Origin of the sequence: Bacillus sp. SIMBA_074, from assembly GCF_046534555.1 — a bacterium.
In the GTDB taxonomy this organism is placed as follows: domain Bacteria; phylum Bacillota; class Bacilli; order Bacillales; family Bacillaceae_G; genus Bacillus_A; species Bacillus_A mycoides.
This window is the reverse complement of sequence record NZ_JAWRYM010000512.1, coordinates 1-272: the sequence shown is the minus strand read 5'-3', so window position 1 is coordinate 272 and position 272 is coordinate 1. Positions and strand designations below refer to the sequence as shown.

General features: G+C 50.7%; 1 protein-coding gene. It reads left to right on the top strand.

Going from position 1 to position 272, the window contains the following annotated elements:
• Positions 1-272, top strand: a 272-nt coding sequence (locus tag SB773_RS31775; RefSeq protein WP_486304316.1) for a P-loop NTPase family protein, incomplete at both ends; no start/stop codon positions are given.

Here is a 272-nt window from a genome sequence, read left to right as displayed (position 1 = left end):
CGTGAGAGCCTACAAGAATGGCTACCTTTTGGAAATACAAGAACCAAATGTCATTCGGGATGCTGCCGTGTTAATGGCGCTCAACTCTGCACTTGAGCCAGATGGCGGTATCAATCTCCCAACAGAGATTGTACGCAGGCATCCGGACTTCATCGCGGTCATCACGGCAAATCGCAGCTATGCCGGGTCCAGGCCACTTAACGAAGCACTGCGCGACAGGATTCAGCATGCAGAAAAAATGGACCTTCCAACCAAAGACATCATGATGGAAC